Raw genomic sequence first — 24590 nt, 5'->3', positions numbered from 1 at the left:
AGTATGTCCGCCCCCTCGCGCCGGCCGTCGGGCTCCCCCCGGCGTGCGCCCCCGTGGGCGGGGGCGCACGCGGTCTCAGTCGGCGGCCCGCACCGCGCCGGTCCCACTGCCGCCGCCGTTGCCCTCGGCGATGCGCTCGTGGTGGTGGATCACCTCGGCGACGATGAAGTTCAGGAACTTCTCGGCGAACGCCGGGTCCAGCTTGGCGCTCTCCGCGAGGGCGCGCAGCCGGGCGATCTGCTCGGCCTCGCGGGCCGGATCGGCGGGCGGCAGCCGGTGGCGGGCCTTGAGGTGGCCGACCTGCTGCGTGCACTTGAAGCGCTCGGCGAGCATGTGGACGACCGCCGCGTCGATGTTGTCGATGCTGTCCCGCAGCCGGGTCAGCTCCTCGCGGACGGCCGGGTCGACGGCGCCGGTACCGGTGTTGCTGGTGGTCATGGGCGCACACCCTACGGCCGGGGCCCCGGTTGCCGCAGACCGTCTCAGGCGCTGAACGCCGTGGGGTCCTCGTACAGCTCGTACAGTGGGAGCAGGATGCGAACGTCTTGGGGGTCGGGCGTGGCGAACGGCGGACCGGTCGAGCACGGGTTCCCGCACCTGGAGACGGTGCGGGAGGCCGTCACCGCGCTGTACCGGCGCCTGTCGCACGACACGGTCCGGCAGTTCTCGGCCAGCGTGGCCCCGGCCGACGTGGCGTTCTGCGACACCGACGACCTGTATGCGGGCGCGCAGCGGGTGGCCCACGAGCTGGTGCGGCACTACCGGCTGCCCGACGCCCGCATGATCGTCTCCTTTCGGGAGATGACCCACGCGGCGAACGTCGAACTCACGGCGGGCCCCGAGTACTTCATCGAGCTGAACGACCGCTTCCGCACCCATCGCCGGGACATCGGGGCGGCCCTCGCGCACGAGGTGATGCACGTGTACCTGCACCGCCTCGGCCTGGCCTTCCCCGGTACCCGGGACAACGAGATCCTCACCGACACGGCGACGACGTACCTGGGCGCCGGCTGGCTGCTGCTGGACGCCTACCGGGAGGACGCGGCGTCCTCGCAGAAGCTGGGGTACCTGACACCGGAGGAGTTCGGGTACGTGCTGGCCAAGCGGGCGCTGGTCTTCGGCGAGGACCCGTCGGTGTGGTTCACGAGTCCGCAGGCCTACACGGCGTACGGCAAGGGCCTGGCCAGGGCCCGCCGGGACGGGCAGCAGCCGCCGCTCACCGCGGCCGGCTGGGCGGGCCGCCGGCGCTATGCCAGGGACCGCCGCGACGCCCAGGACCCGCACGCCCCGGGCCCCGCGACGCACGGCCCGTACGCCTTCACCGCCCAGGCGCCCGGACAGCTTCGGGTGGCGTTCCCCTGCCCCACCTGCCACCAGCGGATCGGAGTGCCGGTGCGGGGGCGGGTCCGGGCGCGGTGCGGGCTGTGCCGGACGGTCCTGGAGTGCGACACGTGATACGGCCCGCCGGGTGCGGGAGCGCTGCTTCAATGCCCGTATGACACAGGCCATCGAAGAACCCTGGGGCATCAGCGTGTTCGGCTCGGGGACGGTAAGGGCCGAACCGGCGCTGGCACGGGTGCGGCCGGCCGTGGACGTGCTGGAACCGTCGCCGGACCGGGCCTTCCGGAAGGCCGAGGAGGCGGTGGCCCGGCTGCGGCAGGTGCTGCGCCGGCACGGCGTGCCGGACGCCTCGGTCTCCGGCTCCCGGCTCAGCCTCAGCTCGGAGTACGACGGTCACGGCGGGGACCGGACCCTGCTCGGGTACCGGTGCCAGGCCTCGTACTCGGTGGAGACCGAGGCACTGGACGAGCTCGAGCGGCTGATCGTGGACATGGTCGACGCGGGCGCGCACCGGATCGACGGCGTCGAGTTCGACGTGCGCGACAAGCCGGAACTGCACGACGAGGCACGGCGCAGGGCCGTGGCCGCCGCCCGCCGCAAGGCCCAGGTGTACGCGGAGGCGGCGGACGCGCGGCTGGGGCCGGTGCTGCACATCCAGGACGTGGAGTCGGAGCCCTTCGCCGCGTTCCGCGCCGCCGAGGGCGGCGGGCCGTCGGGGGCCCTGGCTCCGGGCTCGGTGGAGGTGTCCGCCGGTGTGCTGCTGGGCTTCTCCCTGCGGCACTGACCGCCGGCACCGACCGCGGCCGCCCGCGTCGGCCGTGGGCACCGGCCGCCCGCACCGGCCGTGGGCACCGGCCGTCGGAGCCCGGTCCGCTACGGCCGCACGATGCCCTGGGCGCGTGCGGCCACCAGCCACTTGGGGAACTCGCCCACCAGCCGGTCGTAGAGCTCGGCGTCGGTGACCTTGCGCGGATCGAGGCCCGCGTGAAAGAACCCGGCGTTGTCGACGACCCGCTTGCCGGGCACCGCCAGCTCGTCGAGCCTGCGCAAGTACTCGAACTGGCGGCTGCCCGGGTCGCCGAAGCCGACGAACTGCCAGAACAGCGGCAGCGGCGCCGCCTTGCACAGGTACCGTTCGGCGGCGAGCCGGCTGATCGGCCCGCCGTCGGTCAGGAAGACGACCAGGGCGGGGTGGCGGGAGCCGCTGTCCAGGTAGTGGTCGATGACGGCGTCCATGGCCAGGTGGTAGCTGGTCTTGCCCATGTGCCCGAGACCGGCCACGATCCGCTCGATCCGGCCCTGGTGGTCGGCGAGCGCGATCTCCGTGACGGCGTCGACGTCCGTGGAGAAGAACACCACCGGCACGGTGCCGTCGTCGTCGAGGTGCGCGGACAGTCCGAGCACCCGGTCGGCGAGCCCCTGGACGCTGCCGTCCTTGTAGTACTGCCTCATCGAGCCGGAATAGTCGACGACGAGGTAGACCGCCGCCCGCTCCCCGTCCATCCCGTGCTTGGTCAGCGACACTCCGGCGCGCTGGTACAGATCGACCAGCGCGGGCGCCGTCTCCCGCACCTTGGTGAGACTGATCGCGGCCATGTGGACTCCCCCCGTCACGCCGTGCGTACGGCATCCGGCTGCCGAGACTACGGCACCGCCCACCCCGCCTCCCGGCCGTGCCACCGGCGTTCGCTATTTTGTTCGCCGCCGTCCCCACCGGCTCACCGTCCGCCCGTCCCGAGGAGCCGGTCCCGTGGATTCCGAGTCCACCTTCACCACGTGCTACCGCCATCCCGCGGTGGAGTGCCACGTCCGCTGCACCCGCTGCGAGCGGTACATCTGCCCGGACTGCATGCGTGAGGCACCCGTCGGCCACCAGTGCCCCGAGTGCGTGCGGAAGGGGGCGCGGTCGGTGCGGCAGGCCCGGACGATCGCCGGCGGCCGCGTCTCGACGACGCCCGTGGTGACGTACGCGCTGTTCGCACTCAACGTCCTCGCGTATCTGGCGGAGACGGTGCGGCCGGAGATCGTGGACCGGTTCGCCATGATCGGTTCGCGGCTGGTCGGTCCGGACGGCACCTACTATGCCGACAACGGCTCCCACCTCGTCTGGGGGCCGATACGGATCGAGGGTGTCGCCGGAGGCGAGTGGGAGCGGATGCTCACCAGCGCGTTCCTCCACGTGTCGCCTTTCGAGGGGACGTTCGGAATCCTGCACATCACGATGAACATGGTCGCGCTGTGGCAGCTGGGACGGGTGGTGGAGCTGATGCTCGGCCGGGTTCGTTTCGCCGTCCTGTATCTGCTCTCGGCGCTCGGCGGCTCCGTCCTGGAGCTGGTGCTCACCGACCCCTGGCAGTCCTCGGTCGGCGCGTCGGGCGCCGTCTTCGGCGTCGGGGCCGCGTACTACGTGCTGCACCGCCGGCTGGGCGCGGACATGGCCTCGGTCAACCGCTTCATGGCGTTCCTGCTGCTGTGGCTGGTGGTGTCCGCCGCGGTCACCTCCTGGCAGGGCCATGTCGGCGGTCTGCTGGTGGGTGGGGCGCTGGCCCTGGCGTTCGCGTACGCGCCGCGGGACGGGCGCCGGGTGGCGGTGCAGGCCGGCGTGGGTGCCGGGCTGGTGGTGCTGATGGCGGTGACGGCGGCGATCAAGGTGTCCGAACTGACAGGCGGAGGTATCCCCCTATGAAACGTGCCGGAGTACTCCTCCTCGGTGCCGCTCCCCTGATCGCCGCGGGCGTGTATTTCGTCGTGCCCGGGGATTCGGCGGACCCGGCGGGCGCCCCGGCCGCCGCGGCCTCGTCGTCGGCCGCCACCGGGTCGGCCCGCGCGGACGCCAAGGACCGGGCCGAGGACAAGCGGGAGGAGGCCGAGCGGGAGGCGGACGACGCGCTGATCGCCGACCTGCCGCCGGGTCTGGCCGCACCAGCGAAGAAGGAGCTGGCCGAGCAGCTCGTGTCCAGTGCCGAGAACTCGACCACCGACTGGCGCACCGCCTACGGCACCATCGAGGACCTCGGGGACGGCGACGGGTACACCGCGGGCATCATCGGCTTCTGCACCGGCACCCACGATCTGCTCACCCTGGTCGAGCGCTACACCGAAGGCCACCCGGACAACGGCCTGGCCGCGTACCTGCCCGCCCTGCGCGAGGTCGACGGCAGCGACTCCCACGAGGGCCTGGACCCCGGCTTCACGGCGGCCTGGCGGGCGGAGGCTGAGGTCCCGGCGTTCCGCGCGGCCCAGGAGGAGGAACGCGACCGGGTCTACTTCGAACCGGCGGTCCGCCTCGCCAAGCTGGACGGCCTGGGCACGCTCGGCCAGTTCGTCTACTACGACGCGATGGTCTTCCACGGCCCCGACACGGACGCCGAGGGCTTCTACGGACTGCGCGAGCGGGCCATGCGCGAGGCCGGGACACCGGGGCAGGGCGGCTCCGAGAAGGCCTACCTGAGCGCCTTCCTGGACATCCGCAAGCAGGCCATGGAGGCCAAGCGCCCGGGCATCGACACCTCCCGCGTCGACACCGCCCAGCGCCGGTTCCTGACGGCCGGGAACATGAAGCTGGCGACGCCACTGGTGTGGGAGATGTACGGGGACACCTACCGGGTGCCCTGAACGTGCGACGGCGCCTGCCCCTTTGTCCGGTCGGGGACAGGGCAGGCGCCATCAGTGTTCCGCACGCCATTGTGCGGGACGTCTTTTCGGTTGTTCCGTCCGTCAGACCGCGAGGGCGCGGTCCGTCGGGCGGATCGGGGCCGGCAGTTCGCTGGCTCCGGACAGGAAGCGGTCGGCGCCGCGCGCGGCCGAGCGGCCCTCGGCGATCGCCCAGACGATGAGCGACTGGCCGCGGCCGGCGTCACCGGCGACGAACACACCCGGCACGTTGGTCTGGAAGTCGGCGTCACGGGCGATGTTACCGCGTTCGTCGAGCTCCAGGCCGAACTGGTCGACCAGACCGTTCTCCCGGTCGGTGCCGGTGAAGCCCATGGCGAGGGTGACCAGCTGGGCCGGGATCCTGCGCTCGGTGCCCGGCTTCGGGGTCAGCCTGCCCTCGACGAACTCGACCTCGCTCATGTGCAGCCACTGGACGTTGCCGTCCTCGTCGCCCTCGAAGTGGGTGGTGGAGACGGCGTAGACCCGCTCGCCGCCCTCCTCGTGGGCACTGGTGACCTTGTAGAGCATCGGGAAGGTCGGCCACGGCTGCGCGACCGGGTTCCGCTCCTCGCCCGGCCTGGGCATGATCTCCAGCTGGGTGACGGAGGCCGCGCCCTGGCGGTGGGCGGTGCCCACGCAGTCGGCGCCGGTGTCGCCGCCGCCGATGACGACGACGTGCTTGCCCTCGGCGGAGACGGGGGGCGCCACGTAGTCGCCCTCCTGGACCTTGTTCGCCAGGGGCAGGTACTCCATCGCCTGGTAGATGCCCCTGAGTTCACGGCCGGGCACCGGCAGGTCGCGGGCGGTGGTGGAGCCGGCGGCGACGACGACCGCGTCGTACCGCTTCTTCAGGTCGGTGGCCTTGAGGTCGCGGCCGATCTCGACACCGGTGCGGAAGCGGGTGCCCTCGGCGCGCATCTGCTCTATGCGGCGGTTGATGTGCCGCTTCTCCATCTTGAACTCGGGGATGCCGTACCGCAGGAGGCCTCCGACGCGGTCCGCGCGCTCGTAGACGGCGACGGTGTGGCCGGCCCGGGTGAGCTGCTGGGCGGCGGCGAGACCGGCCGGGCCCGAGCCGATGACGGCGACGGTCTTGCCGGACAGGCGCTCCGGGATCCGCGGGGCGACGTCCCCGGTCTCCCACGCCTTGTCGATGATCGAGACCTCGACGTTCTTGATGGTGACCGGCGGCTGGTTGATGCCGAGCACACACGCCGACTCGCACGGGGCCGGGCACAGGCGGCCGGTGAACTCCGGGAAGTTGTTGGTGGCGTGCAGTCGCTCGGACGCCGCCGACCAGTCCTCGCGGTAGGCGTAGTCGTTCCACTCGGGGATCAGGTTCCCGAGCGGGCAGCCGCTGTGGCAGAACGGGATGCCGCAGTCCATGCAGCGGCCGGCCTGCTTGCTGATGATCGGCAGCAGGGAGCCGGGAACGTAGACCTCGTTCCAGTCCTTGACGCGCTCCTCGACGGGGCGGGTCCTGGCGACCTCGCGTCCGTGGGTCAGGAAGCCCTTGGGATCAGCCATTGGTCGCCGCCTCCATCATCTTCTCGGTGGTCTCGGTCTCGGAGAGACCGGCTCGCTCGGCGGCGTCCTTGGCGGCGAGCACTGCCTTGTACGTACTGGGGATGATCTTGCTGAAGCGCTCCACGGCGACGGGCCAGTCGGCGAGCAGCTTCCCGGCGACCGTGGACCCGGTCTCCTCCGCGTGGCGGCGCACCACGTCGTGCAGCCAGTCCCTGTCGGCGTCGTCCGGTTCCTGGATCGCGTCGACGTTGCCGGTGTTGACGTTGTCGCGGTCGAGGTCGACGACGTACGCGATGCCGCCTGACATGCCGGCCGCGAAGTTGCGCCCGGTCTCGCCGAGGACGACCGCGTGGCCGCCGGTCATGTACTCGCAGCCGTGGTCGCCCACGCCCTCGGAGACGACCAGCGCGCCGGAGTTGCGGACGCAGAAGCGCTCGCCGACCTTGCCGCGCAGGAACATCTCACCGCCGGTGGCGCCGTAGCCGATGGTGTTGCCGGCGATGGTGGAGTACTCGGCGAGGTGGTCGGCGCCCCGGTCCGGGCGGACGACGATCCGGCCGCCGGACAGGCCCTTGCCGACGTAGTCGTTGGCGTCGCCCTCCAGGCGCAGCGTGATGCCGCGCGGGACGAAGGCGCCGAAGGACTGGCCTGCCGAGCCGGTGAAGGTGATGTCGACGGTGTCGTCGGGCAGTCCGCCGCCGCCGAACTTCTTGGTGACCTCGTGGCCGAGCATGGTGCCGACCGTGCGGTTGATGTTGCGGATCGCGACCTGGGCGCGCACGGGGGCGGCCTGGGTGGCGTCCGAGGCGGCCAGCGCGTCCGAGGCGAGCCTGATCAGCTGGTTGTCGAGCGCCTTCTCCAGGCCGTGGTCCTGGCCGACGGCCTGGTGGCGCGCCGCGCCCTCGGCCAGTGCGGGCACGTGGAACAGCGGCTCCAGGTTCAGGCCCTGCGCCTTCCAGTGGTCGACGGCGCGGGTCACGTCGAGGGTCTCGGCCTGGCCGACGGCCTCCGCGATGGAGCGGAAGCCCAGCTCGGCGAGGATCTCGCGGACCTCCTCGGCGATGAACCGGAAGAAGTTCACGATGTACTCGGCCTTGCCGGCGAACCGGTCCCGCAGCACCGGGTTCTGGGTGGCGATGCCGACCGGGCAGGTGTCCAGGTGGCAGACGCGCATCATGACGCAGCCGGAGACGACGAGCGGCGCGGTCGCGAAACCGAACTCCTCGGCGCCGAGCAGTGCGGCGATGACGACGTCGCGGCCGGTCTTGAGCTGGCCGTCGGTCTGGACGACGATCCGGTCGCGCAGGCCGTTGAGCAGCAGGGTCTGCTGGGTCTCGGCGAGACCCAGCTCCCAGGGGCCGCCCGCGTGCTTGAGCGAGGTGAGCGGGGAGGCGCCGGTGCCGCCGTCGTGGCCGGAGATGAGCACCACGTCCGCGTGCGCCTTGGACACACCCGCCGCGACCGTGCCGACGCCGACCTCGGAGACCAGCTTCACGTGAATCCGCGCCTGCGGGTTCGCGTTCTTCAGGTCGTGGATCAGCTGGGCCAGGTCCTCGATGGAGTAGATGTCGTGGTGCGGCGGCGGGGAGATCAGGCCGACACCGGGAGTGCTGTGCCGGGTCCTGGCCACCCAGGGGTACACCTTGTGGCCGGGCAGCTGGCCGCCCTCTCCGGGCTTGGCGCCCTGAGCCATCTTGATCTGGATGTCGTCCGCGTTGACCAGGTACTCGGAGGTGACGCCGAAGCGGCCGGAGGCGACCTGCTTGATGGCCGAACGGCGCGCCGGGTCGTACAGGCGCTCCGGGTCCTCGCCGCCCTCACCGGTGTTGGACTTGCCGCCCAGCTGGTTCATGGCGATGGCGAGGGTCTCGTGCGCCTCCTGGGAGATGGAGCCGTACGACATGGCGCCGGTGGAGAAGCGCTTGACGATCTCGGAGACGGGCTCGACCTCGTCGACGGGGATCGGCTGACGGCCGTCCGCACCGGTCCTGAAGCCGAAGAGGCCGCGCAGCGTCATGAGCCGCTCGGACTGCTCGTTCACCCGCTCGGTGTACTTCTTGAAGATGTCGTACTTGCCGGAGCGCGTGGAGTGCTGGAGACGGAAGACCGTCTCCGGGTCGAACAGGTGCGGCTCGCCCTCGCGGCGCCACTGGTACTCGCCGCCGATGTCCAGGGTGCGGTGGGCGGGCGCGATGCCGCTGGCCGGGTACGCCTTGGCGTGGCGGGCGGCGACCTCCTTGGCGATGACGTCGATGCCGACGCCGCCGACCTTGGTGGCGGTGCCGCTGAAGTACTTGGTGACGAACTCCTCGTCGAGGCCGACGGCCTCGAAGACCTGCGCGCCGCGGTAGGAGGCGACGGTGGAGATGCCCATCTTGGACATGACCTTGAGGACGCCCTTGCCGAGGGCGTAGATCAGGTTGCGGATGGCCTGCTCGGGCTCGGCGCCCGGCAGGAAGGTGCCCGCGCGGACCAGGTCCTCGACCGACTCCATCGCCAGGTACGGGTTGACCGCGGCGGCGCCGAAGCCGATGAGCAGGGCGACGTGGTGGACCTCGCGGACGTCGCCTGCCTCGACCAGCAGGCCCACCTCGGTGCGCTGCTTGGTGCGGATGAGGTGGTGGTGGACGGCCGAGGTGAGCAGCAGCGACGGGATCGGCGCGTGCTCGGCGTCCGAGTGGCGGTCCGACAGGACGATGAGACGGGCGCCGTTCTCGATGGCGGCGTCGGCCTCGGCGCAGATCTCCTCTATGCGCGCGGCCAGCGCGTCACCGCCGCCGTGCACCCGGTAGAGACCGGAGAGGGTGGCGGCCTTGAAGCCGGGCATGTCGCCGTCGGCGTTGATGTGGATGAGCTTGGCCAGCTCGTCGTTGTCGATGACCGGGAAGGGCAGCAGGACGCTGCGGCAGGAGGCGGCCGTGGGCTCCAGCAGGTTGCCCTGCGGGCCGAGCGACGAGCGCAGGGAGGTGACCAGTTCCTCGCGGATGGCGTCCAGCGGCGGGTTGGTGACCTGGGCGAAGAGCTGGGTGAAGTAGTCGAAGAGCAGCCGGGGGCGGTCGGAGAGCGCGGCGATCGGCGAGTCGGTGCCCATGGAGCCGATCGGCTCGGCACCGGCCTTGGCCATCGGCGCGACGATGACGCGCAGCTCCTCCTCGGTGTACCCGAAGGTCTGCTGGCGGCGGGTGACCGAGGCGTGGGTGTGCACGATGTGCTCGCGCTCGGGCAGGTCGGACAGCTCGATCTCACCGGCTTCCATCCACTCGCCGTACGGCTGCTCGGCGGCGAGCTGGGCCTTGATCTCGTCGTCCTCGATGATCCGGTGCTCGGCGGTGTCCACGAGGAACATGCGGCCGGGCTGGAGGCGGCCCTTGCGGACGACCTTCGACGGATCGATGTCGAGGACGCCGACCTCGGAGCCGAGGACGACGAGGCCGTCGTCGGTGACCCAGTAGCGGCCGGGGCGCAGACCGTTGCGGTCGAGGACGGCGCCGACCTGGGTGCCGTCGGTGAAGGTGACGCAGGCGGGGCCGTCCCAGGGCTCCATCATCGTGGAGTGGTACTGGTAGAAGGCGCGCCGGTCGGGCCGCATGGAGTCGTGGTTCTCCCACGCCTCCGGGATCATCATCAGCACGGAGTGCGGCAGCGAACGTCCGCCGAGGTGCAGCAGTTCCAGGACCTCGTCGAAGGAGGCGGAGTCCGAGGCGTCCGGCGTGCAGATCGGGAAGATCCGCTTCAGGTCGGAGGACGAGCCGAACACGTCGGAGGCGAGCTGGGACTCGCGGGCGACCATCCAGTTGCGGTTGCCCTTGACCGTGTTGATCTCGCCGTTGTGCGCGACGAAGCGGTACGGGTGGGCGAGCGGCCAGCTCGGGAACGTGTTGGTGGAGAACCGGGAGTGCACGAGCGCGATCGCGGAGGCGAAGCGGCGGTCGGACAGGTCCGGGAAGAACGGCTCCAGCTGGCCGGTGGTCAGCATGCCCTTGTAGACGATGGTCCGCGCGGACAGCGACGGGAAGTAGACGCCGGCCTCGCGCTCGGCGCGCTTGCGCAGCGCGAAGGCGCGGCGGTCGAGGGCGATGCCCCGTGAGGCGCCTTCCGTCCCGGAGGCGCCCCCGGCGACGAAGACCTGGCGGAAGACCGGCATGGTCGAACGGGCGGTGGCGCCCAGCATCTGCGGGGCGACCGGGACCTCGCGCCAGCCGAGGACGGTGAGGTCCTCCTCGTCGGCGATCGTCTCGATCCGCGAGACGGCGTCCTCGGTGCCGTCGACCGGCAGGAAGGCGATACCGACGGCGTACGCCCCGGCCTCGGGCAGCTCGAATCCGGCCACCTCGCGGAAGAAGGCGTCGGGCACCTGGGAAAGGATGCCCGCACCGTCGCCCGAGTCGGGCTCGGAGCCGGTGGCACCGCGGTGCTCCAGGTTGCGCAGCACGGTGAGTGCCTGGTCGACCAGGGTGTGGGACGCCTCGCCGGTGAGAGTGGCGACGAAACCGACGCCGCAGGCGTCGTGCTCGTTGCGGGGGTCGTACATACCCTGCGCAGCAGGGCGAGCATCCATGAAGGACCAGTTCTGGCCATTCGCGGAGTGCTGGGACGGCTGGCGCGGCGTACGCATCGGCTCTCCCGTCGTCGTCATCTGGCATGTGCGAACTGCCGAGGGACGACGTTGGCCCTCTGCGTGGGTGCAAAATTTGGTGCAGATTACATGATGGATTGGTTCTCGGTAAACGGGACAATCCGTTCCAGCATGCGGACACCGGTGGGTCGCGGTGGGGGTACCGCACCCGTGGTGGAAGCTCCGGAGGCCGAGGCGGACAGATCGGTGCCCGTCGGCCCGAGGGCGCGGAGGGAGCGCCGTCGCCCACTCCTCGGGGTGCGCGGCAGGCCTCATTGCCCGCAGCGCTTACGGCTCATGCCCGGTGATTACGTACTCGAAACCAGCGAGTAACGGCTACTTATGCGGCCCCTCGCATAAGTTCGAGCCGGACTATCCTACGGCCGTCCCGAACAGGCTGCCCAGGAGATACGTCACACCGGCCGCCGCGCCGCCGAGGGCGAGCTGCCGCAGGCCGCTGTACCACCAGCTGCGGGCCGTGACCTTGGCGACCACCGCGCCGCACAGGAACAGTCCGGCGAGCGCGAGCAGCACGGCGGGCCACAGCGCGCCGGCACCGAGCAGGAACGGCAGGACGGGAAGCAGGGCGCCCAGCGCGAAGGACCCGAACGACGACACGGCCGCGACCAGGGGCGACGGCAGGTCGGAGGGATCGATGCCGAGTTCCTCGCGGGCGTGTATCTCCAGCGCCTGCTCGGGGTCCTTGGAGAGCTGGCGGGCCACCTCGCGCGCGAGCCCGGACTCGACGCCGCGCGCCTCGTAGAGCGCGGCCAGCTCGGCCTCCTCGTCCGCCGGGTGCTTTCTCAGCTCGCGGCGCTCCACGTCCAGCTCGGCCTCGACCAGCTCGCGCTGCGAAGCGACGGAGGTGTACTCGCCCGCGGCCATGGAGAAGGCGCCGGCGGCCAGACCGGCGAGCCCGCTGATCACCACGGTCTGCTGGCTCGCGGTGCCGGCGGCGACACCGGTCATCAGGGCCAGGTTGGAGACCAGGCCGTCCATGGCGCCGAAGACGGCGGGGCGCAGCCAGCCGCCGTTCACATCGCGGTGGGTGTGGTTGTCGCGGTGCGCCTCGTGCAGCGACGCCTCGGTCTCGATGATGGCCATGAGGGCTCCCCCGGAGACTAGTTTGGACTCATTCTACTTTTTAACAACAGATAATCTACGCCGTTCATTTCCGTCCCGCCAGCAAGGAAAGGCTGGGCTTAGCTGCGGCTTTGCCTTTCAGCGCTCATCCGTGATCTTGCCCGCACGTATGTCGACCGGGTGACGCTGCGCCCGGTGAGGCTGCGGTGCGCACCGCACCGGGGACAGATGTGCGGAGGGAGAGGAGAGGCCGCATGGCATCCACCGCCTGCGTTCCCCCGGTCCCCGCGCCCCGGGCCGCCGTCGGGTTCCGCGAACGGGCCCGGGGCGCGCTACCGGGACTGGCCGTCGGGGACGCCCTCGGAGCCCCGTCCGAGAACATGAAGCCCTCGGAGATCCGCGCCCGCTGGGGCCGCATCACGGGGTACGTGGCCGACCGGCCCGCCGGTACCGACGACACCGAGTACGCGATCTTCTCGTGGCTGCTGCCGGCCCGGTACGGCGCCGCCCTCACCCCGGTCCATGTGGAGACGGCCTGGCACGAGTGGATCGCGGACCGGGAGGAGGGCCCGTTCCGGGGCGCGGGCTTCAGCGAGCGCGGCACCCCGGAGAACCTGCGCCGGGGGCTGGCCGCCCCCGTCTCCGCCCAGCACCGGCACGCCTGGAGCGACGGACTGGCCATGCGGGCCGCGCCGTACGGGGCGTTCGCGGCGAGGCGGCCCGCGGAGGCGGCGCGGCTGGTGGCGACCGACGGCTCGGTCAGCCACGAGGTCGAGGGCATGACACCCCGGCGACAGCCGCGATGCCCCACACCCCGCACACCACGACAACACCCTCAGCCGACACTCCAGCCGCAGGACAACCCCCCACCCCAACCGGCCAGGGCACACCCCACCCCGCACCCGACATCCCGGCGACGGCCCCGATGCCCCGCACCCCCGACGGGACAGCGCACCACCCGCGGCGCGACACGCCATCGCCCCGCGACACCGCGGCCCCACCCGGCCGGAGGGCGTGGCTGCCCGGGGTGGCGGCGGAGGTGTGGCCGTGAGCAGGTTTCGTCCCGTCGCCGGGACAACGGGCACCACGGCGTACGTCGAAGCGCCCGGCGTGCCGGAGGAGGCCACGCCCCCCGGGAGCGGGCACCGGCCGGGGCCCGAGCCGGGTGCGGCGGCGCCGTCCGGCACGGTGCCGTTCCCCGACCGGCCCGAGGGACTCCTCCTCGGTCTCGCCGTGGAGGCCGCCGCAGGCTGGCCCGCCGCCCGGCACCGGGCCGCCCGGATGCCCGGGTGGACGCGCCGGCTCACCCGCGGGCCGGACACCTTCGCCGAGCAGAACGCGACCCCCGCCCTTCCCGTCCCGATCGCCCTGAACCAGCCCCCGGAGCCGTTGCGGCCGGGCCCCCCGGACGATGCCGAGCGGGCGGCGTTCGCGGCGGGGGCGGTGCTGCGGGCCGGGGACGACGGCGCGCTCGGGGACCTGAGCCGGAACCGCCGGATGCGGGCCGCGATCGACCTGATCTGGAACACCGTCGCCGGCGAGGTCGCCGCGGCGGCCGACCGGGCCCCCGAGGTCGAGTCGGCGGTACTGCCGCTGCGCGCCCGCGTCTCGGTGCGGGCCGGGCTCGGCAACTCCGTCTCTCCGCCACCCCGGGCGCGATCCGCTGGGCGGGGCGCCCGCACGGCGCCGACACCGAGGAGGTGCTGGCCGGGCCGGGACTCACACCGGCGGACGTGAATGAGCTGCGCGAGGAGGGCGTCGTATGACCGCACCCCCGCTCACCTGGCTGTACGCCCCCGGCGACCGGCCCCGGGTGGTCGCCAAGGCGCTGGCCGCCGGTGCCGACGTGGTGGTGGTGGACCTGGAGGACGCGGTCGCCGCCGACCGCAAGGAGTACGCCCGCGAGGCCACCGCCGAGCTGCTCGCCGAGCCGCAGCCGGTGCCGGTGCACGTCCGCGTCAACGCCCTGGACGGCCCGCTCGCCGCCGCGGACCTGTCGGCCTTGGCCGCGTTGCCGGGACTGTCCGGGCTGCGGCTGCCCAAGGTGATGTCACCCGAGCAGGTCACCGAGGTCGCCGCGGCCACCGGCGGGCCGCCGCTGTACGCCCTGCTGGAGACCGCCCTGGGAGTGGAACGGGCGTACCGGATCGCCGCCGCCCACCCGGCGCTGCGCGGCATCGCCCTGGGCGAGGCGGACCTCCGTGCCGACCTGGGCGTGCGCGGGGACACCGGCCTGGACTGGTCGCGCTCGCGGGTGGTCGTGGCCGCGCGGGCGGCGGGACTGGCCCCGCCGTCGCAGACGGTGCATCCCGACATCCGGGATCTGGAGGGCCTGGCGGCCTCCTGCGCCCACGGCCGCGCCCTGGGCTTCCTCGGGCGGGCCGCGATCCACCCCCGCCAGTTGCCGATCATCGAGCGGGCGTATCTGCCCACCGAACGGGAGCTGGAGGAGGCGGAGACGATCGTCAAGGCGGCCACGGTCCAGCCGGGCGCGCAGGCGCTGCCGGACGGCCGGTTCATCGACGCGGCGGTGGTGGCCACGGCCCGGCGCACCCTGTCGCTGGCCCGGCGGCCCACCCTGTCCTGACACACGCCGAGGGCGCCCGGTGGGATTCCGGGCGCCCTCGGCGTGCGCACGGCGGGCGGTCAGGCCTTCTCTGCGGACTCGGCCCCGTCCTTCACGCGCCCGGCGTCCTGCGCCTCGTCCGGGTCCCCGGCGGCCCCGCCTGCCCCCGGGACTTCCGTGTCCTCGGTCTCCGCCACGCTGTCCGCGCCGTCGGTTCCGGTGCCCGCGGGGGTTCCGGTGCCCGCGTCGGTGCCCGCGGGGGTGGCCCCCGCCTTCTCCGTCGCGTCCGGCTTCGGATCGTCCCCGGTGTCGCCGCCGGCGGACTCCGCACCCGGCTCCACCACGGCCTCCCGGCCCGGCCGCATCCGCGTCGAGAGCACCATGTACAGCACGGCGAGCAGGAACACGAAGAGCGCGGTCCAGTTGTTCAGCCTGAGGCCCAGGATGTGGTGGGCGTCGTCGACGCGCATGTACTCGATCCAGAACCGGCCCGAGCAGTACGCGGCGACGTACAGCGCGAAGGCCCGCCCGTGGCCCAGACTGAAGCGGCGGTCGGCCCAGATGACGAGCAGCGCGACACCGATGCACCACAGCGACTCGTACAGGAACGTCGGGTGGTAGGTGCCCGGCACCCGTCCGTCGGCCGTCGAGGTGATCTCCAGGGCCCACGGCAGGTCGGTCGCCCTGCCGTACAGCTCCTGGTTGAACCAGTTGCCCCAACGGCCGATGGCCTGCGCGAGGGCGATGCCGGGGGCGACGGCGTCGGCGTAGGCGGGCATGGGGACGCCCCGGCGCCGGGCGCCGATCCAGGCGCCGACGGCGCCGAACGCGATGGCGCCCCAGATGCCGAGGCCGCCCTCCCAGATCTTGAAGGCGTCGACCCAGTCACGGCCCTCGCTGAAGTACAGCTGGTAGTCCGTGATCACGTGGTACAGGCGCCCGCCGATCAGGCCGAAGGGGACGGCCCAGACCGCGATGTCGGCCACCGTGCCGGGCCGCCCGCCTCTGGCGATCCAGCGCTTGTTGCCGAGCCAGACGGCAACGAAGACGCCGATGATGATGCAGAACGCGTAGCCGCGCAGCGGGATGGGGCCGAGGTGCAGCACCCCGCGCGACGGGCTGGGAATGAAGGCAAGTTCCATGGCAGGGTCGACGCTACCGTGTCGGACGGGACGCGCGGCGGGCAGCCCGGCTACGGGTCCGTAACGAGCGGGCGCGCTACTTGGCGGCTTCCTCCACCATCTGCTTCAGCTTGGCCGGTGTCATGGAGCGGTCCTGGTAGATGTTCCTGCCGTCCAGCAGAACGGTCGGGGTGCCGCTGAAGCCGCCGCTTCGGAAGGCCTCGTTGGACTTCTCCACCCAGCTGTTGTGCCTGCCGTTCTTCAGGCACTCCTGGAACAGGGTGGTGTCGAGGCCGTCGACCTTGCCCGCCAGGTCGAGCAGCTTGTCCTCGTCGGCGAAGGCGTCGTCGGTCTCGGGCGGCTGGTTGTCGTACAGCACGTCGTGATAGGCCGGGAACTTGCCGGCGTCCTGGGCGCAGGCCGCGGCGTTGGCCGCCTTGCGGGAACCGGTGCCGCCCATGTTGCCGTCGATGATCGTCGCGAGGTGGTACTCGACCTTGAGCTGTCCGGCACGGGTGAGCTCGTGGACGGTGTCGCGGTACGCCAGCTCGAAGGCCTTGCAGGCCGGGCAGCGGAAGTCCTCCCAGATGGTGAGCGTCGACTTGGCGCTCTCCTCACCGACCGGGATCGCGAGGCCGTCCTTGCCCTGCGCGCCCGAGGGCACCACGACCGGACCGGCCGACTCGCTGCCGTCGTCCTTGCCCGCGTTGGCGGCGACCACGCCGATCACCGCCGCGAGCCCCAGGACGCAGACCACGCTCGCGCCGACGATCAGCGCACGCCGGCGCTTGTCCCTGGACTTCTGCTTCTCGCGCTGGTCCGCCAGCTTCTCCCGGGCGGTGCGCTTTCCCTGTCGGTTCTTCTCGCTCACACCCGCAGAACGAACCGGGGAGGCGCAGCGCGCCTCCCCGGTCCCAGGTCCACCCGTACGAGGGACCCGTATGACTTAGCTGTCGTCGTGTCCGCGCTACGCCTGTCCGCGCACGCCCTTGGCCAGGTCTGCGGCGAGTGCGCGGACGCCCTCCAGGCCGGCCGCCTCGTCGGGGGCGTCCAGCATGCGCTTGACGAACGCCGAGCCGACGATCACGCCGTCGGCGAAGCGGGCGACCTCGGCGGCCTGTGCGGCGTTGGAGACGCCGAGCCCGACGCAGACCGGGGTGTCGGTGGTCGCGCGAGTGCGGCGCACCAGGTCCTCGGCCTGCGCGCCGACCGACTCGCGGGTGCCGGTGACGCCCATGAGGGAGGCGGCGTAGACGAAGCCGCTGCCGGCCGCGGTGATCTCGGCGAGCCGTGTGTCCCGGCTGCTGGGCGCGACCACGAAGACGGTGGCGAGACCGTGCTTCTCCGCGTGCTCCCTCCACAGCGCCGACTCCTGGACGGGCAGGTCGGGCAGGATGCAGCCGGCGCCGCCCGCCTCGGCCAGCTCGGCGGTGAAGCGCTCGACGCCGTAGCGGTCGACGGGGTTCCAGTAGGTCATGACGAGGATCGGCCTGCCGGTGGCCTCGTGGGCCTCCCGGACGGTGCGCATCACGTCGGCGATCTTCACGCCGCCGCGCAGGGCGATGTCGTCGGCGGTCTGGATGACCGGGCCGTCCAGGACGGGGTCGCTGTGCGGCAGACCCACCTCGACGACGTCGGCGCCGCCGTCGAGCGCGGCCTTGACCGCCTCGATGCCGCCCGTCACGGTCGGGAACCCGGCCGGGAGGTAGGCGATCAGGGCGGCACGGCCCTCGGACCTCGCCGCCGCGAGGGTGTCGTTCAGCAGTCGCACGTTCCCGCTCACTTGGCGTCCCCCTCGATCTCCGCCGCGCCGGCCTCGTCGGCGGCGACCTCGGCGTCGGTGTCGTACAGCCCGAAGTAGCGGGCGGCGGTGTCCATGTCCTTGTCGCCCCGGCCGGACAGGTTGACCACGATCAGCCCGTCCCCGCCCAGCTCCCTGCCGACCTCCAGGGCGCCGGCCAGCGCGTGGGCGCTCTCGATGGCCGGGATGATGCCTTCGGTGCGCGACAGCAGGCGCAGGGCCTGCATGGCGGCGTCGTCGGTGACCGCGCGGTACTCGCCGCGGCCGGAGTCCTTGAGGTAGGAGTGCTCCGGGCCGATGCCCGGGTAGTCCAGACCGGCCGAGATCGAGTAGGGCTCGGTGATCTGGCCCTCGTCGTCCTGGAGGACGTAGGACCGGGAGCCGTGCAGGATGCCGGGCTCGCCCGCGGTCAGGGTGGCCGCGTGCTCGCCGGTCCCGACGCCGTGCCCGGCGGGCTCGCAGCCGATGAGGCGGACGTCCGCGTCGGGGATGAAGGCGTGGAAGAGGCCGATGGCGTTGGAGCCGCCGCCGACGCAGGCGATCGCGGCGTCGGGCAGGCGCCCGGCCTGCTCCAGGAGCTGACGGCGGGCCTCGACGCCGATGACGCGGTGGAAGTCGCGCACCATCGCCGGGAAGGGGTGGGGTCCGGCGACGGTGCCGAACAGGTAGTGGGTCCGGTCGACGTTGGCGACCCAGTCGCGGAAGGCCTCGTTGATGGCGTCCTTCAGCGTGCGGCTTCCGGACTTCACGGCGATGACCTCGGCGCCGAGCATGCGCATACGGGCCACGTTGAGGGCCTGGCGCCGGGTGTCGATCTCGCCCATGTAGATGGTGCAGTCGAGGCCGAAGAGGGCGCAGGCGGTCGCCGTCGCCACTCCGTGCTGGCCCGCGCCGGTCTCGGCGATCACACGGGTCTTGCCCATGCGCTTGGTCAGCAGGGCCTGGCCGAGCACGTTGTTGATCTTGTGTGAGCCGGTGTGGTTCAGGTCCTCGCGCTTGAGGAAGACCCGGGCCCCGCCTGCTTCGGCGGCGAAACGGGGGACCTCGGTCAGCGCCGACGGGCGGCCCGTGTAGTGGGCGAGCAGGTCGTCGAGCTCCCGGGCGAACTCCGGGTCGGACTTGGCCTTGTCGTACTCGACGGCGACCTCGTCCACGGCGGCCACGAGGGCCTCCGGGATGAATTTGCCGCCGAACGCGCCGAAGTAGCCTTCGGCGCTCGGGATCCGGCCCTCGGGGTCGGGAATGAAGAAGGTGCTGGGCATGCGTGTACCTCACGGTGAGTGTCTGGTATGGGCACATTCGCCGTGGGGGCGCGGGTGGTCAGGCCTCTGCGGGCCGTATCTCGTTGCTCGCGCAGTTCCCCGCGCCCCTTACGGGGCGCTGCTGCCATCGCCGGCCGTTGACCTGGCCCGGTTCGTCGCCGATGACGTATCGCACGCGGCGGCCGTGGATCCGGCGGGCGGGCGCGCGGCAGCCGCGTGGGCGGCAGCCTCGGGCCAGGCGCGCGTACGGATCCCTGTTCGCCAGGGTGAGCGGGAGCGTCATCGGGATCAGCCTACCGGGGTCAGCCCCGGCCGTGCCGAAGTGCCGGATGTTCGCCGGCGGCGACCAGATCGGAGACGGCCGTCCTGGGGTCGCGGCCGGTCACCAGGGACTCACCGACCAGCACCGCGTCGGCGCCCTCGTTGGCGTAGGCGATGAGGTCGTGCGGGCCGCGGACGCCGGACTCGGCGACCTTGACGATGTGGGCGGGGATCTCCGGGGCGACCCGCTCGAACGTGCCGCGGTCGACCTCGAGCGTCTTCAGGTTGCGCGCGTTGACGCCGATGATCCTGGCGCCGGCGTCCACCGCGCGCTCGACCTCGTCCTCGTCGTGCACCTCGACCAGGGGGGTGAGACCGATGGACTCGGCGCGCTCGATCAGCGACTCCAGGGCCGGCTGCTCCAGGGCCGCGACGATCAGCAGCACGAGGTCGGCGCCGTGCGCGCGGGCCTCCCACAGCTGGTACGAGGTGACGACGAAGTCCTTGCGCAGCACGGGGATGTCCACGCGCGCGCGGACCGAGTCCAGGTCGGCCAGCGAGCCGCCGAAGCGGCGTTCCTCGGTGAGGACGGAGATGACGGCGGCGCCGCCCGCCTCGTAGTCGGCGGCGAGTCCGGCCGGGTCGGCGATGGCCGCCAGCGCGCCCTTGGACGGGCTGGAGCGCTTGACCTCGCAGATGACCTTGACACCGTCGCCGCGCAGCGCGGACACGCCGTCCTTGGCGGGGCGGGCCTTGGCCGCGCGCTCCTTGAGCTCGTCGAGGCTGACGCGCGCCTGCCGCTCCGCGAGGTCGGCACGGACTCCGTCGATGATCTCGTCGAGCACACTCACGCGAGCGGCCCCCTTTCAGACGGCAAAACGTGTGGTCGCTGTGATGGTATCCGGAGCCTGGCACGGTCCCCGCATCCGCCCGGCGCCGGTCCCCCCTGCCTGGGCGTTCGCCGAGTGATCAAGGAAGGAGCCAGTCACCGAACGGCAGGTTCCGGACCACCGTGAAGACCAGCAGCAACGTCCCCAGCGTCCACAGGTGGACCGGGCCGAGCTCGACTCGCACGGGCCGGCCGCGGGACGCGCGGATCACCCAGACGGTCCACAGGACGGCGAAGCCCAGATAGCCGAGGACGGCGGGCGCGTTGGCGTGCAGCGCGGCCGGCAGGTCCCCGTGGACGAAGGCGTGGGCGCTGCGCAGACCGCCGCAGCCGGGGCAGTAGATGCCCGTGAACCGCAGCAGGGGGCAGACGGGGTAGTGGCCGGGCTCGTAGGGATCCACGCCGCCCACGTACGCGAAGGCCCCGGCGACGGCGGCGAGCACCGCGGCGGGCACGGCCAGGCGGGCGAGGGCACCCCGCCTCGGGGCGCGGGCCCGAGTCGTGGTGCCGGCCCGGGCCGGAGCGGCGGCCCCGGTCTGAGCGCCGGGCCCGGTCTGAGCGGCGGCACCCGTCGGAGCGCCCGGCCCGGTCAGAATTCTGGTCCGGGTCCGGGTCGGGGTACTGGTCGGGGTCGGCTTACCGCTCTCGGCGTCCACGCCCGCATTCTGCCCCCGGCCGTCCGCGTCCGCACGCGAGGGGCGGCCCCGGCACGCCTGTGCCGGTCCGCCCCTCGTGAGGCCCGTACCCGGTCAGCCCTTGGCGCCGGCCTGCGCACGGTCATCGGTGACCTGGTGCACGGGGTGGTTCTCCTTCGGCTGGCCGAGGCCCATCATGCGCATGACGTAGCCGACGACACCGCCGAGGAGCACGACCGCCAGGCCGGCCCAGAAGCCCCACGGCTGGGCCGCCACCATGAACATGCCCGCGATGCAGAAACCGATGAAGGCGATGATGACACCGGTCCAGGCGGCCGGGGTGTGACCGTGGCTGCTGCCCGCCATTGCTTGCTCCTCGTTGCTGTGTGCCATGTCTGAGCAGACGCTCGCCCCCATTGTCCCGCACGGGGGCACACGCCGTGAGCGGGGGTGCTCCGGTGAGTGAAGGGGGGTCAGGCGCTCGTGGGGTCCTCGCCGCGGTCGATGGCCTTCCACAGGTCCTCGGGGCGGTCCGGGTCGACGGTCTGCGGCCTGCGCCGCGGGGCGCCGCTCCGTTCGTAGCGGCCGGACATCGCGGGCCACTGGCGGCCGTAGCGCAGGGCGAGCAGTCCGGCCAGCAGGAGCAGGGCGCCGCCCACCGCCGCCACGTACGGCCAGGCGGTGTGGGAGAGCGCGTCGACGGCGGCCGAGGTGTCGCCGGCGGCCTTCGCGGCCTGGTCGTCCAGTGCGGCACTGTCGGAGGCGCCCACCAGGGCGGCGGCGACGGTGCCCGCGCCGCTCAGCGCGAGCAGGGCGGCGACGGCGAACCGGCCCGCCCGGCGGACGGCGAAGACGGCGACGAGGGCGGCGAGGCCCACTATGGCGAGCGCCGCGGGCACGCCCGTGACGTCGCTGCCCCTGGCGGACAGCGAGAACGCGCCGCCGGCCACGGTCGCGGTGCCCTCCGCCCACACCTGCCGGGTGGCGAGCAGGGCGACGGCGGCGCCGAGCGCGCCGCACAGCAGGGCTACGGCGAGGCTCCGGCGGCCGGCCCGGGCGGGTCCTGCGGCTGGGTCACGGGGGTGAGGAACGGCTGTCACGTACTCCACTATCACCCGAACCCCGGGGCGGCAGTGACCCGGGGTTCGGATTGGCGGGCGTGAGAATGACCCCACCGCCCCGTCGGTTCGGTCCTACCGCGCCAGCCGGTTGGCCGTGTGCACGGCCCGCAGCACCGCCGCCGCCTTGTTGCGGCACTCGGTGTCCTCGGCGACCGGGTCGGAGTCGGCGACGACTCCCGCGCCCGCCTGGACGTAGGCGGTTCCGTCGCGCAGCAGCGCCGTGCGGATGGCGATGGCGGTGTCGGAGTCGCCCGCGAAGTCGAGGTAGCCGACACAGCCGCCGTAGAGGCCGCGCCGGGAGGGTTCGAGTTCGTCGATGATCTGCAGGGCGCGCGGCTTGGGGGCACCGGAGAGGGTGCCGGCCGGGAAGCAGGCGGTGAGGACGTCGAAGGCGGTGCGGTCCGGGGACACCCGGCCGGTGACCGTCGAGACGATGTGCATGACGTGCGAGTACCGCTCGACGGACATGAAGTCGACGACCTCGACGGAGCCCGGCTCGCAGACGCGTCCCAGGTCGTTGCGCCCGAGGTCGACCAGCATCAGGTGCTCGGCGCGCTCCTTGGAATCGGCGAGCAGTTCGTCGGCGAGGGCCTGGTCCTCCTGCGGGGTGGCACCGCGCGGGCGGGTGCCCGCGATGGGGTGCACCATGGCCCGTCCGTCCTCGACCTTGACCAGCGCCTCGGGGGACGAGCCGACGACGTCGAAGCCGTCGAGGCGCAGCAGGTACATGTACGGGGACGGGTTGGTGGCCCGCAGCACCCGGTACACGTCCAGGGCGCTCGCCGTGCAGGGCGTCTCGAACCGCTGCGAGGGGACGACCTGGAAGGCCTCGCCCGCGCGGATGCGCTCCTTGATGTCCTCGACGGCGTCCTGGAAGTCGGGGCCGCCCCACAGCGCGGTGTACTCGGGCAGCTCGGAGGGCGGCAGCGCGGCCGGGGGCTGGGCGACCGCGCGGGTGAGGTCGGCCTCCATGACGTCCAGGCGGGCGATGGCGTCGGCGTAGGCCTCGTCGACGCCGGTCTCCAGGTCGTTGTGGTTGATCGCGTTGGCGATCAGCAGGACCGAGCCCTCCCAGTGGTCCATGACGGCTAGGTCGCTGGTGAGCAGCATGGTCAGTTCGGGAAGCCTCAGGTCGTCCCGGTCCCCGGGGCCGACCCTCTCCAGGCGGCGCACGATGTCGTAGCCGAGGTAACCGACCATGCCGCCGGTGAAGGGCGGCAGACCCAGGTCGTGGGCGAGGTCGCGCGGGGTGTGCAGGGCCTGGACGGTGGCGCGCAGGGCGGCGAGGGGGTCGCCGTCGGTGGGGACACCGACGGGCGGGGTGCCATGCCAGTGGGCCTCGCCGTCCCGCTCGGTGAGGGTGGCGGCGCTGCGGACGCCGACGAACGAGTAACGGGACCAGGACCGTCCGTTCTCCGCGGACTCCAGCAGGAAGGTGCCCGGGCGCTCCGCGGCGAGCTTGCGGTACAGCGCGACCGGGGTGTCGCCGTCGGCCAGGAGCTTGCGGCCGACCGGGATCACCCGGCGGTCGGCGGCCAGTTCGCGGAAGGTCTCGAGGTCCATGTCATCCATGGCGGCAGACCCTACTGATCCGAGCCCGGCGTGTGGGCCCCCGCGTCCTCCAGGAGGACGTCGGCGTCGAAGCAGGTGCGGGCGCCGGTGTGGCAGGCGGCGCCGACCTGGTCGACCTTGACCAGCACGGTGTCGGCGTCGCAGTCCAGGGCGACGGACTTCACCCACTGGAAGTGGCCGGAGGTGTCGCCCTTGACCCAGTACTCCTGGCGGCTGCGCGACCAGTAGGTGCAGCGTCCCGTGGTCAGGGTGCGGTGCAGTGCCTCGTCGTCCATCCAGCCGAGCATCAGCACCTCTCCGGTGTCGTACTGCTGGGCGATGGCGGGCAGGAGGCCGTCGGCGGCGCGCTTGAGGCGGTCGGCGATCTCCGGGGCGAGCGGACTGGGCCGCCGCGGGGAACCGCCGGTGGAGGGGCTGCTGGTCATGTGCCCATTGTGCCGCGCGGGACGGACACGCCCCGGGGCTGTCCATTGGGCGGACCCGGCCTGCCGCCGTAGGCTGGCTCCATGTCGACTTTCGCCAAGCGTGAACGACTTCTGCTCGCCGACCTGTTGGAGACGGCGGGCCCGGACGCCCCGACGTTGTGCGAGGGCTGGCGGGCCCGTGACCTCGCCGCGCACGTGGTGGTGCGCGAGCGCCGACCGGACGCCGCGGGGGGCAGTCTGATCAAGCAGCTGGCGTCCCGGCTGGACCGGGTGATGGAGGAGTACCGCGCGAAGCCGTACGAGGAGCTGCTCCAGCTGATCCGCACGGGCCCGCCCCGCTTCTCCCCTTTCCAGCTCAAGCAGGTGGACGAGGCGGCGAACACGGTGGAGTTCTACGTCCACGCCGAGGACGTCCGCCGTGCGCGGCCCGACTGGTCGCCGCGCGAGCTGGACCCGGTCTTCCAGGACGCCCTGTGGTCCCGCCTGGAGCGCGCCGCCCGCCTGATGGGCCGGGGCGTCCCCACGGGCCTCGTGCTGCGCCGCCCCAACGGCCAGACGACGGTCGCCCACCGCGGTACGCCGGTGGTGACGGTGACGGGCGAGCCGTCCGAGCTGCTGCTGTTCGCGTACGGCCGGCAGAGCGCCGCGAGGGTGGGGCTGGAGGGCGAGGAGGACGCGATCGCCAGGCTCCGGGAGACGAAGCAGCTGGGGATCTGA

At 72.5% G+C, this 24590-nt stretch carries 22 protein-coding genes and 2 pseudogenes; 8 read left to right on the top strand and 16 right to left on the bottom strand.

The window, feature by feature from the left end; all coding sequences use genetic code 11:
* Positions 1-75: 75 nt before the first annotated feature.
* Positions 76-438 (bottom strand): chorismate mutase, encoded by a 363-nt coding sequence (locus ACGFYH_RS03060; protein ID WP_393801363.1) that lies wholly within the window; start codon positions 436-438, stop codon positions 76-78.
* A gap of 120 nt (positions 439-558) precedes the next feature.
* Here ACGFYH_RS03060 and ACGFYH_RS03055 point away from each other — a divergent pair, with 120 nt between their 5' ends.
* Positions 559-1455 (top strand): hypothetical protein, encoded by an 897-nt coding sequence (locus ACGFYH_RS03055; RefSeq protein ID WP_393801524.1) that lies wholly within the window; start codon positions 559-561, stop codon positions 1453-1455.
* Between the two features lie 40 nt (positions 1456-1495).
* A complete protein-coding gene (locus ACGFYH_RS03050) occupies positions 1496-2125 on the top strand; it encodes an SIMPL domain-containing protein (RefSeq protein ID WP_393801362.1) in 630 nt (209 codons plus the stop codon).
* 89 nt (positions 2126-2214) lie between these two features.
* On the opposite strand, the gene ACGFYH_RS03045 is transcribed toward ACGFYH_RS03050, so the two are convergent.
* Positions 2215-2937: a vWA domain-containing protein gene (locus tag ACGFYH_RS03045; protein WP_393801361.1), complete on the bottom strand. Its 723-nt coding sequence runs from the start codon at positions 2935-2937 to the stop codon at positions 2215-2217.
* A gap of 154 nt (positions 2938-3091) precedes the next feature.
* On the opposite strand from ACGFYH_RS03045, the gene ACGFYH_RS03040 reads away from it, so the two are divergent.
* Positions 3092-4027, top strand: a complete 936-nt coding sequence (locus tag ACGFYH_RS03040; protein WP_393801360.1) for a rhomboid family intramembrane serine protease — start codon at positions 3092-3094, stop codon at positions 4025-4027.
* Positions 4024-4956 carry a chitosanase gene (locus ACGFYH_RS03035; RefSeq protein ID WP_393801359.1) on the top strand — a complete coding sequence of 311 codons (933 nt, stop codon included), beginning with the start codon at positions 4024-4026 and terminating at the stop codon, positions 4954-4956. The genes ACGFYH_RS03040 and ACGFYH_RS03035 overlap by 4 nt, the downstream gene beginning before the upstream one ends.
* Positions 4957-5058: 102 nt before the next feature.
* Here the strand turns inward: ACGFYH_RS03035 and ACGFYH_RS03030 are convergent, their stop codons facing one another.
* From ACGFYH_RS03030 to ACGFYH_RS03020, 3 genes are all read right to left on the bottom strand, one after another.
* Positions 5059-6522, bottom strand: a complete 1464-nt coding sequence (locus ACGFYH_RS03030) for a glutamate synthase subunit beta (RefSeq protein ID WP_393801358.1) — start codon at positions 6520-6522, stop codon at positions 5059-5061.
* Positions 6515-11137 (bottom strand): glutamate synthase large subunit, encoded by a 4623-nt coding sequence (gene gltB / locus ACGFYH_RS03025; RefSeq protein ID WP_393801357.1) that lies wholly within the window; start codon positions 11135-11137, stop codon positions 6515-6517. Before gltB ends, ACGFYH_RS03030 begins: the two co-directional genes overlap by 8 nt.
* 372 nt (positions 11138-11509) lie before the next feature.
* Entirely contained in the window at positions 11510-12241 is a 732-nt protein-coding gene (locus ACGFYH_RS03020; RefSeq protein ID WP_393801356.1) for a VIT1/CCC1 transporter family protein, read from the bottom strand.
* A gap of 233 nt (positions 12242-12474) precedes the next feature.
* Here ACGFYH_RS03020 and ACGFYH_RS03015 point away from each other — a divergent pair.
* From ACGFYH_RS03015 to ACGFYH_RS03005, 3 genes and pseudogenes are all read left to right on the top strand, one after another.
* A pseudogene (locus ACGFYH_RS03015) lies at positions 12475-13002 on the top strand (ADP-ribosylglycohydrolase family protein); the annotation flags it as partial.
* 265 nt (positions 13003-13267) lie between these two features.
* Positions 13268-13852, top strand: a pseudogene (locus ACGFYH_RS03010) (ADP-ribosylglycohydrolase family protein); the annotation flags it as partial.
* A 130-nt stretch (positions 13853-13982) separates the two neighbouring features.
* Positions 13983-14807: an HpcH/HpaI aldolase/citrate lyase family protein gene (locus ACGFYH_RS03005; RefSeq protein ID WP_393801355.1), complete on the top strand. Its 825-nt coding sequence runs from the start codon at positions 13983-13985 to the stop codon at positions 14805-14807.
* Between the two features lie 59 nt (positions 14808-14866).
* On the opposite strand, the gene lgt is transcribed toward ACGFYH_RS03005, so the two are convergent.
* The 11 genes from lgt to hisI all read right to left on the bottom strand — a co-directional run bounded on the left by lgt (position 14867) and on the right by hisI (position 23873).
* The gene (gene lgt, locus ACGFYH_RS03000; RefSeq protein ID WP_393801354.1) at positions 14867-15928 is read right to left on the bottom strand and encodes a prolipoprotein diacylglyceryl transferase; all 1062 of its coding nucleotides are present in this window, start codon (positions 15926-15928) and stop codon (positions 14867-14869) included.
* Positions 15929-16004: 76 nt separating this feature from the next.
* A complete protein-coding gene (locus ACGFYH_RS02995) occupies positions 16005-16778 on the bottom strand; it encodes a DsbA family protein (RefSeq protein ID WP_393801353.1) in 774 nt (257 codons plus the stop codon).
* Between the two features lie 96 nt (positions 16779-16874).
* Entirely contained in the window at positions 16875-17690 is an 816-nt protein-coding gene (trpA, locus tag ACGFYH_RS02990) for a tryptophan synthase subunit alpha (RefSeq protein ID WP_393801352.1), read from the bottom strand.
* Positions 17687-18970 (bottom strand): tryptophan synthase subunit beta, encoded by a 1284-nt coding sequence (gene trpB, locus ACGFYH_RS02985; RefSeq protein WP_393801351.1) that lies wholly within the window; start codon positions 18968-18970, stop codon positions 17687-17689. The genes trpA and trpB overlap by 4 nt, the downstream gene beginning before the upstream one ends.
* 58 nt (positions 18971-19028) lie before the next feature.
* Positions 19029-19253 (bottom strand): tryptophan biosynthesis modulator TrpM, encoded by a 225-nt coding sequence (trpM, locus tag ACGFYH_RS02980; protein ID WP_393801350.1) that lies wholly within the window; start codon positions 19251-19253, stop codon positions 19029-19031.
* A 19-nt stretch (positions 19254-19272) separates the two neighbouring features.
* Positions 19273-20082 (bottom strand): indole-3-glycerol phosphate synthase TrpC, encoded by an 810-nt coding sequence (gene trpC / locus ACGFYH_RS02975; RefSeq protein WP_393801349.1) that lies wholly within the window; start codon positions 20080-20082, stop codon positions 19273-19275.
* A gap of 118 nt (positions 20083-20200) precedes the next feature.
* Positions 20201-20581 carry a DUF2752 domain-containing protein gene (locus ACGFYH_RS02970; RefSeq protein ID WP_393801523.1) on the bottom strand — a complete coding sequence of 127 codons (381 nt, stop codon included), beginning with the start codon at positions 20579-20581 and terminating at the stop codon, positions 20201-20203.
* A gap of 288 nt (positions 20582-20869) precedes the next feature.
* Complete coding sequence (locus tag ACGFYH_RS02965) at positions 20870-21121, bottom strand: HGxxPAAW family protein (protein ID WP_393801522.1); 252 nt, start codon at positions 21119-21121, stop codon at positions 20870-20872.
* A gap of 107 nt (positions 21122-21228) precedes the next feature.
* Positions 21229-21864: a TIGR02234 family membrane protein gene (locus ACGFYH_RS02960; protein WP_393801348.1), complete on the bottom strand. Its 636-nt coding sequence runs from the start codon at positions 21862-21864 to the stop codon at positions 21229-21231.
* An 84-nt stretch (positions 21865-21948) separates the two neighbouring features.
* Positions 21949-23439, bottom strand: a complete 1491-nt coding sequence (locus tag ACGFYH_RS02955; protein WP_393801521.1) for an anthranilate synthase component I — start codon at positions 23437-23439, stop codon at positions 21949-21951.
* A 20-nt stretch (positions 23440-23459) separates the two neighbouring features.
* Entirely contained in the window at positions 23460-23873 is a 414-nt protein-coding gene (gene hisI, locus ACGFYH_RS02950) for a phosphoribosyl-AMP cyclohydrolase (RefSeq protein WP_393801347.1), read from the bottom strand.
* 81 nt (positions 23874-23954) lie between these two features.
* Here hisI and ACGFYH_RS02945 point away from each other — a divergent pair, with 81 nt between their 5' ends.
* Positions 23955-24590, top strand: coding sequence for a TIGR03085 family metal-binding protein (locus ACGFYH_RS02945; protein ID WP_393801346.1), 636 nt, complete (start codon positions 23955-23957; stop codon positions 24588-24590).

This window comes from Streptomyces sp. NPDC048392 (genome assembly GCF_043200575.1).
In the GTDB taxonomy this organism is placed as follows: Bacteria; Actinomycetota; Actinomycetes; order Streptomycetales; family Streptomycetaceae; genus Streptomyces.
Note: the sequence above shows the minus strand (reverse complement) of the source record. Positions and strands in the feature narration are given on the sequence as shown.

Excerpts from the sequence above, each read along its gene's own strand:
- ACGFYH_RS03060 (WP_393801363.1), bottom strand. The coding sequence starts at position 438 with ATGACCACCAGCAACACCGGTACCGGCGCCGTCGACCCGGCCGTCCGC.
- ACGFYH_RS03050 (WP_393801362.1), top strand. The coding sequence starts at position 1,496 with ATGACACAGGCCATCGAAGAACCCTGGGGCATCAGCGTGTTCGGCTCG.
- ACGFYH_RS03045 (WP_393801361.1), bottom strand. The coding sequence starts at position 2,937 with ATGGCCGCGATCAGTCTCACCAAGGTGCGGGAGACGGCGCCCGCGCTG.
- ACGFYH_RS03035 (WP_393801359.1), top strand. The coding sequence starts at position 4,024 with ATGAAACGTGCCGGAGTACTCCTCCTCGGTGCCGCTCCCCTGATCGCC.
- ACGFYH_RS03030 (WP_393801358.1), bottom strand. The coding sequence starts at position 6,522 with ATGGCTGATCCCAAGGGCTTCCTGACCCACGGACGCGAGGTCGCCAGG.
- gltB (WP_393801357.1), bottom strand. The coding sequence starts at position 11,137 with ATGCGTACGCCGCGCCAGCCGTCCCAGCACTCCGCGAATGGCCAGAAC.
- ACGFYH_RS03020 (WP_393801356.1), bottom strand. The coding sequence starts at position 12,241 with ATGGCCATCATCGAGACCGAGGCGTCGCTGCACGAGGCGCACCGCGAC.
- ACGFYH_RS03005 (WP_393801355.1), top strand. The coding sequence starts at position 13,983 with ATGACCGCACCCCCGCTCACCTGGCTGTACGCCCCCGGCGACCGGCCC.
- lgt (WP_393801354.1), bottom strand. The coding sequence starts at position 15,928 with ATGGAACTTGCCTTCATTCCCAGCCCGTCGCGCGGGGTGCTGCACCTC.
- trpB (WP_393801351.1), bottom strand. The coding sequence starts at position 18,970 with ATGCCCAGCACCTTCTTCATTCCCGACCCCGAGGGCCGGATCCCGAGC.
- trpM (WP_393801350.1), bottom strand. The coding sequence starts at position 19,253 with ATGACGCTCCCGCTCACCCTGGCGAACAGGGATCCGTACGCGCGCCTG.
- ACGFYH_RS02965 (WP_393801522.1), bottom strand. The coding sequence starts at position 21,121 with ATGGCGGGCAGCAGCCACGGTCACACCCCGGCCGCCTGGACCGGTGTC.
- ACGFYH_RS02955 (WP_393801521.1), bottom strand. The coding sequence starts at position 23,439 with ATGGACCTCGAGACCTTCCGCGAACTGGCCGCCGACCGCCGGGTGATC.
- hisI (WP_393801347.1), bottom strand. The coding sequence starts at position 23,873 with ATGACCAGCAGCCCCTCCACCGGCGGTTCCCCGCGGCGGCCCAGTCCG.
- ACGFYH_RS02945 (WP_393801346.1), top strand. The coding sequence starts at position 23,955 with ATGTCGACTTTCGCCAAGCGTGAACGACTTCTGCTCGCCGACCTGTTG.